Origin of the sequence: Rhodococcus sp. EPR-147, assembly GCF_001647185.1 — a bacterium.
Lineage (GTDB): Bacteria > Actinomycetota > Actinomycetes > Mycobacteriales > Mycobacteriaceae > Rhodococcoides.
This window is the reverse complement of sequence record NZ_LVCU01000062.1, coordinates 1-9,328: the sequence shown is the minus strand read 5'-3', so window position 1 is coordinate 9,328 and position 9,328 is coordinate 1. Positions and strand designations below refer to the sequence as shown.

Below are 9,328 nucleotides of genomic sequence, written 5' to 3'. Positions count from 1 at the left end.
CGCCGTTCTCGCCGGTGTTCTCGGCGGCGCGGTGTGGGGCGGCATCGCCGGATTCCTCAAGGCGCGCACCGGCGCTCACGAGGTGATCGTCACCATCATGCTCAACTACATCGCGTTCTACCTCGTCGCGTACCTACTGCGCACTCCCGGCGCTCTGCAGGCCCCGGGATCGAACAACCCCAAGACCGCGCCCATCGCGTCGACGGCGGTGTTCCCGAAGCTCTTCGGCGACCGATACAGCCTGCACCTCGGTTTCGTGCTGGTGATCTTCGTGACGATCGCGGTGTGGTGGCTGCTCGAGCGATCGAGCCTCGGATTCCGTTTCCGCGCTGTCGGTGAGAACCCGCACGCGTCCCGCGTTGCCGGCATGAACGTCAACCGGATCTACCTGTACGCCATGATCATGTCCGGTGCGCTCGTCGGTCTGGCCGGAGTGTCGCAGGTACTGGGCACCGTCACCACCGGCTTCAGTGCCGACATCGACGCAGGCATCGGATTCGACGCCATCACCGTCGCACTGCTCGGCCGATCGAAACCGTGGGGCGTGTTCGTCGCGGGAATCCTGTTCGGCGCGTTCAAGGCCGGCGGATTCGCGATGCAGGCAGGCGAGGGCATCCCCATCGACATCGTGCTCGTCGTGCAGTCCGTGATCGTGCTGTTCATCGCCGCACCGCCGCTCGTGCGAGCGGTGTTCCGATTGCCGAAACCAGGCGAGGAGAAACTCGCGAAAGCCGAGACCGCGAAGGTGGGTGCACTGTGACCACCTCGACCGACACCGCCGCTGACGCGGTACTCGGCCGGAGCTGGAAGGTCCCGTCGATCCTCGGTCTCGTGACGCTGCTGGCCCTGCTGCTGTTCGTGGTCCGAAAGGGTTCGGGAACAAGCACATTCGCATTGGCGTCGGAGGACGATTTCTTCGCACTGCCGGCCGTGGGCGTGCCGTCGTACGGCACCGGTCTCGTCGTGGTCGTGTTGCTCGCCGTCATCACTGCATACGCGGCGTTGCTCGCCTCGCAGTACCGCTCGACGCCGCTGTGGCTGCTGGCAGTGTTCGCGGTGCTGTTCGTCTTCGGTTTCCTCGCCTGGGCAGCGGATGGCGAGACCATCCCGGTGCCCGGATTGCTCATCGGCGCAGTCGCTTTGAGCACGCCACTGATCTTCGGTGCCATGGGCGGCGTCATCTCCGAGCGAGTCGGCGTCATCAACATCGCCATCGAAGGTCAGCTTCTCGCAGGTGCTTTCGTCAGCGCCGTCGTCGCGTCGATCACCGGTTCGACCTATGTCGCACTGCTCGCCGCTCTGCTCGCCGGAGCGCTGACCGCGTCGTTGCTGGCGGTGTTCTCCATCCGCTACTTCGTCAACCAGGTCATCGTGGGTGTGGTGCTCAACGTGCTGGTCGTCGGGTTGACCAGCTTCCTGTACTCGGTGGTGCTGACCAAGAACGCCGAGACGCTCAACTCGCCACCACGGTTCGGGCGCATCGACATTCCGGTGCTCTCGCAGATTCCGATTCTCGGACCGGTGCTGTTTCGGCAGACACTCATCGTGTACCTGATGTACATCGCCGTCGCGCTCGTGTTCTTCGGCCTGTTCCACACCAAGTGGGGACTGCGACTGCGCGCCGTCGGCGAGCATCCCCAAGCCGCCGACACCGTCGGAATCAACGTCGCACGCACCCGGTTCTGGAACGTCTGCCTCGCCGGTGCCATCGCCGGACTCGGTGGTGCGTACTTCACTCTCGGCTCCGTCGGCGCTTTCGGCAAGGAGATGACAGCCGGCGCCGGCTACATCGCTCTCGCCGCCGTGATCTTCGGCCGCTGGGATCCGGTACGCGCGACGCTGGCCGCACTGCTCTTCGGATTCGCGTCCAACCTGCAGAACGTACTGGGCATCATCGGCTCGCCCGTGCCCAGCGAATTCATGCTGATGCTGCCCTACGTGGTGACCATCTTCGCCGTCGCAGGCCTGGTGGGCCATGTTCGCGGGCCGGCCGCGGCAGGCAAACCGTATGCGTCGCGAAGTTAGCGCCCGCACTACCTGACTCGGCGGTAGGGTCGCTGTCCGTTGTGACCGCTTTCACTGTAGGGTTCGGTCATTGTTGCCGCAGTTTTTCGAAGGAGAGCCATGAGCTTCCGCAGTCCCTTTCCCGATGTCGAGATTCCCGACCTCAGCGTCTACGACTTCCTGTTCGGATCGATCGCCGAGTCCGACCTCGACAAGCCTGCACTAATCGACGGAACCTCGGGTGACGTCACCACGTACAAGTCGCTGATCGGTCAGATCGACGCCATCGCGGGTGCTCTGGCCGCACGTGGACTCGAAGTCGGCGACGTCGTCGGACTCCACTCGCCGAACGTGCCCGCGTTCGCGTCGGTGCTGCACGGCATCCTGCGCGCAGGCGGAACCGCAACGACCATCAACGCGCTGTACACGGCCGAGGACATCGCCAAGCAGCTCACGGGCTCCGGCGCGAAATTCCTGTTCACCGTGTCCCCGCTGTACCCGCAGGCCAAGGCTGCCGCGGAGAAGGTCGGCCTCGACGCCGATCACGTCATCGTGCTCGACGGCGCAGAGGGCCACCCGAACCTGCGCGACCTGCTCACCCAGGGCGCACCTGCCCCCGAGGTCTCGTTCGATCCAGCGACACACGTCGCGGTGCTGCCGTACTCATCCGGTACGACGGGTGTGCCGAAGGGCGTCATCCTCACCCACCGCAACCTCGTCGCGAACGTGGCGCAGATGGAACCGCGCGTGGGTATCGACAGCAACGACGCGATCCTGGCGCTGCTGCCGTTCTTCCACATCTACGGCCTGACGGTGCTGCTCAACATCGCCCTCAAGCTGCGTGCACACCTGGTGACGATGCCGAAGTTCGACCTCGTCGAATTCCTCCGGATCATCCAGGATCAGAAGCTGACGTACCTGTTCATCGCACCGCCGGTGGCCGTCGCGCTCGCCAAGCACCCGATGATCGATCAGTACGACCTCTCCAGCGTGCACACCATCTTCTCCGGTGCGGCACCGCTGGACGAGGAGCTCGGCAAGGCCGTCGCGAAGCGTCTGAACACGCGGGTGCGTCAGGGCTACGGCATGAGCGAGCTCAGCCCCGTCAGCCACGCCATCCCGTTCGATCGCGACGACATGCCGCTCAGCTCGGTGGGTCAGCCGCTGGCGAACACCGAGAACAAGCTCGTCGACCCGGGCACGCTCGAGGAGATCGAGCTGCCGGCAGAGGGATTGAGCAAGCCCGGTGAGCTGTGGGTCAAGGGACCGAACGTGATGGTCGGGTACCTCAACAACCCCACCGCCACCGCCGAAACCCTCGACTCCGACGGTTACCTGCACACCGGCGACATCGCCGTCGTCGATCCCGAGGGCGTCGTCTACATCGTCGACCGCCTCAAGGAACTGATCAAGTACAAGGGCTACCAGGTGCCCCCGGCCGAGCTCGAGGCTCTGCTGCTGACACACGAGGAGATCGCCGACGCCGCCGTCATCGGTGTGCTCGACGACGAGGGCGAAGAAATCCCCAAGGCATTCGTCGTCCGCCAGCAGGGTGCCACCATCGACGAAGAGGGCATCATCGCCTTCGTCGCCGAACGCGTGTCGCCGCACAAGAAGGTACGACGCGTCGAGTTCATCGACATCGTCCCGAAGTCCGCGGCCGGCAAGATTCTGCGCAAGGACCTGCGCGCCGCGGAGGCCGGAAAGTAAGACTCCGATTCACATCGACACCCCGTCCCACACTCAGTGGGGCGGGGTGTTGTTCGTGTGCGGTCGACGGGAGACCTCACACCCTTTTTGTGGACCGCGCGGCCCTTCTCCGAGGCGAGTAGGGGCGCGCGGTTGGCAGTAGGGGTGTGAGGTTGTGGTGGAACCAGGTGGGTGTTCGCTGCGTCCAAGGGGTGGGTGGGTTCGACGAAGGGGAGCGGTGTGAGCGTGACGCGGTGGTGGGTGGCAGGTCTGGTGGGGGTTTTGGCGTCGGTCGCAGGATGTGGCGGGGGGACAGAGGGTGCGCCGATTGCAGAGTCGTCGACGAGCTCGGTGGTTGCGACACCGGTGGCGGACGAGCCGTGGGATCCCTGCACCATTCCGGACAGTGCAGTGAAGGCAGCGGGATTGGATGTGGGGAGCAAGAGTACGAACCTGTTCGGAGACGCGCCACTGTCCACCGAATGGAAGACCTGCATCTGGACGGATCCCGATCCCGGGTCATGGTATTTCCTGGGAGTGTTTTCCTCGCACAACAACCTCGACTATCTGAAGACGAACGACCAATTCGGCAACTTCACAGACGCCGATAGTGCCGGCGCTGTGCAGTTTCGGCGAACTGCGAATTATCAGGAGGTCAGCTGCGGTGTTGCGTACGAGGTGATCGGAGGGGTTGTGTACTTCATTCTCGACGGCAGGGCCGGGCGCGAGCCCAAGGGCGAACCGTGTTCGGAAATCGGTCGAGTTACGGAATCTTTGCGGACCAATTTACCCGCGCGGGCACGGTAGACCGAAAGGTAGAGGTTCGATGACATCTGGAAACGGCGATCTATTCGAGTCGATGCAGTATTGGCAGAACCTATCGGAACGTGCCGAGGCAGGGTCGATGGTCATTCCGGAGGGCGTTGCTGCCCAGTGCGATCAGGTCTGCGCGGAATACATCGACCATCTTGCGGGAATGCTGGGGAAGACCAAGTTTCTCGTCGATCTCGACGCATTCGGCACGCTTCCTTCAGCTCAACAGCTGGGTCGCAAGTTCAAGAGACTCGCGGACGGTGAAGAGCGGTCGGCGGCTGTCGCGATCAGGCAACACATCGAGGTCATTCAATTGATGCGGTCGGTGTTTCGTCGCTATTTCGTCGCGACCGAAGAAGTCGATCGGAGTGTGGGAGCTCGCATCGGCGATATCGGGTCGGGTCTGGGCGGATAGCCCGCAACCTCACACCCTCTCTGCGCACCTCACACCCCTGATTCGACGTGAACCCCGGCGCGCGGTCGGCAAAAGGGGTGTGAGGTCCCGCAATCCCCGCGGCCAAGCGTCGAACATTGTCTGAAATGTCCGTAATATCAACCCTCGCAACACAATCGAGACAACATTCGCGAATCGGATGACTTAGTCTGCGATCGTGAATCTCTCCGCTGCCCGTCTTGTGCCGATGCGACCGCGCGATCCGAAGGAACCGCATCGCTCCGCGAGCCCGCTCGAGTTGTTCTTCGACCTGGTGTTCGTGGTGGCCGTCAGCATTGCAGCGGTTCAACTCCATCACGATCTCACCGAGAATCACATCGCCGACGGCGTGCTCGGCTATGCACTCGTGTTCTTCGCGATCTGGTGGGCGTGGATGAACTTCACCTGGTTCGCCACGTCCTTCGACACCGACGACTGGCTGTATCGCGTGCTCACCGTCGTGCAGATGGCGGGCGTTCTGACACTGGCCGCCGGGATCGAGCCGTCGGTCGTCGACGAGAATTTCACGATCGTGGTGATCGGGTACGTGGTGATGCGCGTGGCGATGGTGACCCAATGGTTGCGGGCATCGCGAAACCCCGAACATCGACAGACCGCGCTGGTCTACGCGATAGGTATTGCGGGAGTTCAGGTTCTGTGGATTGCCTGGGTGCTCCTGCTCGACGGTACCGCCGCAATCATCGGCTTCGTCGTGCTCGCAGGCGTCGAGATGTCGGTACCGATCATCGCCGAGCGCAAGGGCGCAACACCCTGGCACCCTCATCACATCACCGAGCGCTACGGACTGTTCACGCTGATCCTGCTCGGCGAATCTCTGCTCGCGTCGGCCAACGCCATCATCGAAGCGCTGCACGACGAAACCGCGCTGGCACCGCTGATCTCGATCTCCATTCTCACCGTCGTCGTCACCGCGAGCCTGTGGTGGATCTACTTCTGGCCCCCGCATCACCGTGCGATCGGCAGACTCGGCAACTCGCTGTTCTACGGCTACGCCCACTACTTCATCTTCGCGGCCGCGGGCGCGTTCTCGGCCGGCATCGAGGTCGAGATCGATGTACTGACCGAACACAGCAAGCTCGGCGACGTCGCCGCGTCGTTCACCGTCACGATCCCGATCGCGGTGTTCGTACTCGGTGTCTGGCTGATCGCGATCCGCGCCAATGCCGACCGGCTGGTCAACATCGTGGTGCCCGCTGGTGCCGTGCTCGTGTTGTTCGACCCCGTCATCCCCATCCCGATCACCCTCACCGCCGTCGTGATGATCGTCGTCGTCGCGGTCCTGGTCGCACGCGGGCCAAGAGACGTGGAGCATGAGAAACTGACCGCATGAGTATCGGAACCTTGATTCTGCTTCGTCACGGCGAGAGCGAATGGAATGCGTCCAACCAGTTCACCGGCTGGGTCGACGTGCGACTGACCGAGAAGGGTGAGGCCGAGGGCAAGCGTGCCGGCCAACTCCTCGCCGAGGCAGGCATCCTGCCCGACCTGCTGTACACCTCGCTGCTGCGTCGCGCGATCAGCACCGCCAATCTCGCACTCGACGCCGCCGATCGGCACTGGATTCCCGTCGTCCGCGACTGGCGTCTGAACGAGCGGCACTACGGCGCACTGCAGGGCTTGAACAAGGCCGAGACCAAGGACAAGTACGGCAACGAGCAGTTCATGCTGTGGCGTCGTAGCTACGACACCCCGCCGCCGCCCATCGAGATCGGCAGCGAGCACAGCCAGGACGCCGATCCGCGCTACGCGGACCTGGACAGTGTTCCGCTGACCGAGTGCCTCGCAGACGTCGTCGAGCGTCTGATCCCGTACTTCGAGGAGACGATCGTCGCCGATCTGAAGGCCGGCAAGAACGTGCTCGTCGCCGCGCACGGCAACTCGCTGCGTGCTCTCGTGAAGTACCTCGACGAGATCTCCGACGCGGACATCGCCGAGCTCAACATCCCCACCGGCATTCCGCTGAAGTACGACCTCACCGAGGTCGACGGCAAGCTGAAGCCCACCAACCCGGGCGGCACCTACCTCGACCCCGAAGCAGCGGCCGCAGGTGCAGCTGCCGTGGCAAACCAGGGCGGCAAGTAACTCCTCCGCGCTCGAACCGACGTTTTGTCGTAACTGCAGGTGAACGATCGAAGAACACTGCCGACGGGGACTATGACGACCAGGGAAATGCCTGCACCCTGCGTATGTGAGCTGTCCATCGAACGTACGATTCCGGTGTGAGTGTTGCATCGGCCGTACTACTGGCTATCGCCGCGGCCTTCGTGGGATACCTCGTCGGCGGTGTTCTGATCCCGTACCTCAACACTCGACACTCGGAGCGCCGCCGAGCTACGTCCGGCTTGACGATGTCGCAGGTACTGGATCTGATTGTCCTCGCATCGGAGAGCGGCATCGCCGTCGTCGACCAATTTCACGACGTCGTGCTGTTCAACCCGCGTGCCGAGGAGTTGGGGCTGGTGCGTAACCGGCTGATCGACGATCGGGCGTGGGACGCCGTCCTCAAGGTCCTCGCCGACGGCAACCCCGTCGAAGTGGACCTCAGCTCGAAGAACCCCAGAACCGGCCGAGACAAGATCGCCGTCCGCTGCGTCGCCCGGTTGCTCAGCAAGGAAGACAAGCGGTTCGTGGTGCTGTTCGCCGACGACGATTCCGAGCAGGTCCGGATGGAGGCGACGCGTCGGGACTTCGTCGCCAACGTCAGCCACGAACTGAAAACCCCCGTCGGCGCGATGAGCCTGCTGGCCGAGGCGCTGCTCGAATCGGCCGACGATCCGGCTTCCGTCCGGCACTTCGGCGGCAAGGTCGTCGCCGAATCCAAACGGCTCGGCAACATGGTGACCGAACTGATCGCACTCTCGCGACTGCAGGGTGCCGAGAAGCTACCCGACCTCGAGGTCGTCGACGTCGACACCGTCGTCAACGAAGCGATGGATCGGTCCAAGCTCGCCGCCGAAAACGCCGGAATCTCCGTCACCACCGACCACCCGAGCGGCCTCGAAGTTCTCGGCGACCAAGCGCTGCTGGTGACGGCCCTGGCCAACCTCATTCAGAACGCCATCGCCTACTCCTCGGACGGTGCGCCGGTGTCGGTGAGCCGAGCCCTGCGCGGAGACAACGTGGCGTTCGCCGTCACCGACCGCGGCATCGGCATCGCCAAGGAAGACCAGGAACGCGTCTTCGAAAGATTCTTCCGCGTCGACAAAGCTCGGTCGCGGGCAACCGGTGGCACGGGCCTGGGCCTGGCCATCGCCAAACACGTCGCAGCCAACCACAACGGCAGCATCTCGCTGTGGAGCAAGCTGGGCACCGGATCCACCTTCACCCTCCAGATCCCTGCGTACTTCGAAGAAGAAGACGACGCTTCGGTTACAGAAAGAGAGAATCAGTGACCAACGTTCTGATCGTGGAAGACGAAGAGTCGTTGGCCGATCCATTGGCTTTCCTGCTCCGCAAGGAAGGTTTCGAGGCCACGGTCGTCGGAGACGGACCGTCGGCGCTCGCGGAATTCGATCGCGCAGGAGCAGACATCGTGTTGCTCGACCTCATGCTCCCCGGCATGAGCGGAACCGACGTGTGCAAGCAATTGCGTTCGCGCTCAGGCGTTCCCGTGATCATGGTGACCGCACGTGACAGTGAGATCGACAAGGTCGTCGGCCTCGAACTCGGTGCCGACGACTACGTGACCAAGCCGTACTCGGCACGCGAACTCATCGCCCGCATCCGCGCAGTTCTGCGGCGCGGCTCCGACGCCGAGGTCGACGGCGGAGTCGACACCGGAGTGCTCGAAGCCGGACCGGTGCGCATGGACGTCGAACGCCACGTGGTGATGGTCGGATCCGAGCAGATCACGTTGCCGCTCAAGGAATTCGATCTGCTCGAGTACTTGCTGCGCAACTCCGGTCGAGTGCTGACCCGCGGACAGTTGATCGACCGCGTGTGGGGAGCCGACTACGTGGGCGACACCAAGACCCTCGACGTGCACGTCAAGCGTCTGCGCTCGAAGATCGAAGCGGACCCGGCCAAGCCGGAACACCTCGTCACCGTGCGCGGACTGGGTTACAAACTCGAGGGATAGAGCCTGCGGCATGTGAGCGGAAACTCGTAGTGGGCTACGAGGTTTCGCTCACGTGCGGCGCAGCCGCTCTATCGACGCTGCGCCTCACGGGTGGCCGGATGCACCGCGATCAGACCAAGACCGCGGCGGCGCTTGCACAGCGATGCCAGTTCGTCGTACGCCGCCTTGCCGAGCAGCTCGGTCAATTCCGGCTTGTAGGACTCGAACACCTGCTTCGATCCGACGTGCGCATCGGGCGAGCCCGAGCAGTACCAGTCCAGATCGAGACCACCCTCGCCCCAGCCGCGTCG

Annotated in this window: 9 protein-coding genes and 1 pseudogene; 9 read left to right on the top strand and 1 reads right to left on the bottom strand. The window is 63.6% G+C overall.

The features are described 5' to 3' along the window. The 9 genes from A2J02_RS02875 to A2J02_RS02835 form a co-directional block, all read left to right on the top strand. The coding region (locus A2J02_RS02875) for an ABC transporter permease (protein WP_197477912.1) at positions 1-760 on the top strand (760 nt) is incomplete at its 5' end. Further along, positions 757-2,025 (top strand): ABC transporter permease, encoded by a 1,269-nt coding sequence (locus A2J02_RS02870; protein ID WP_068046517.1) that lies wholly within the window; start codon positions 757-759, stop codon positions 2,023-2,025. The genes A2J02_RS02875 and A2J02_RS02870, both read left to right, overlap by 4 nt. A gap of 99 nt (positions 2,026-2,124) precedes the next feature. Continuing rightward, positions 2,125-3,714: an AMP-binding protein gene (locus tag A2J02_RS02865; protein ID WP_068046514.1), complete on the top strand. Its 1,590-nt coding sequence runs from the start codon at positions 2,125-2,127 to the stop codon at positions 3,712-3,714. Positions 3,715-3,885: 171 nt separating this feature from the next. Further along, positions 3,886-4,500: a DUF3558 domain-containing protein gene (locus A2J02_RS02860; protein ID WP_082898595.1), complete on the top strand. Its 615-nt coding sequence runs from the start codon at positions 3,886-3,888 to the stop codon at positions 4,498-4,500. 19 nt (positions 4,501-4,519) lie between these two features. Continuing rightward, entirely contained in the window at positions 4,520-4,921 is a 402-nt protein-coding gene (locus A2J02_RS02855) for a hypothetical protein (RefSeq protein WP_068046507.1), read from the top strand. 226 nt (positions 4,922-5,147) lie between these two features. After that, a complete protein-coding gene (locus tag A2J02_RS02850; RefSeq protein ID WP_068046504.1) occupies positions 5,148-6,290 on the top strand; it encodes a low temperature requirement protein A in 1,143 nt (380 codons plus the stop codon). Beyond that, positions 6,287-7,042, top strand: a complete 756-nt coding sequence (locus A2J02_RS02845) for a phosphoglyceromutase (protein WP_068046501.1) — start codon at positions 6,287-6,289, stop codon at positions 7,040-7,042. Before A2J02_RS02850 ends, A2J02_RS02845 begins: the two co-directional genes overlap by 4 nt. A gap of 137 nt (positions 7,043-7,179) precedes the next feature. Beyond that, positions 7,180-8,352, top strand: coding sequence for a sensor histidine kinase (locus tag A2J02_RS02840; RefSeq protein ID WP_068046498.1), 1,173 nt, complete (start codon positions 7,180-7,182; stop codon positions 8,350-8,352). Further along, positions 8,349-9,038, top strand: a complete 690-nt coding sequence (locus tag A2J02_RS02835; RefSeq protein ID WP_032380369.1) for a response regulator transcription factor — start codon at positions 8,349-8,351, stop codon at positions 9,036-9,038. The genes A2J02_RS02840 and A2J02_RS02835 overlap by 4 nt, the downstream gene beginning before the upstream one ends. 68 nt (positions 9,039-9,106) lie before the next feature. Here the strand turns inward: A2J02_RS02835 and A2J02_RS02830 are convergent. Beyond that, a pseudogene (locus A2J02_RS02830) lies at positions 9,107-9,328 on the bottom strand (hypothetical protein); the annotation flags it as partial.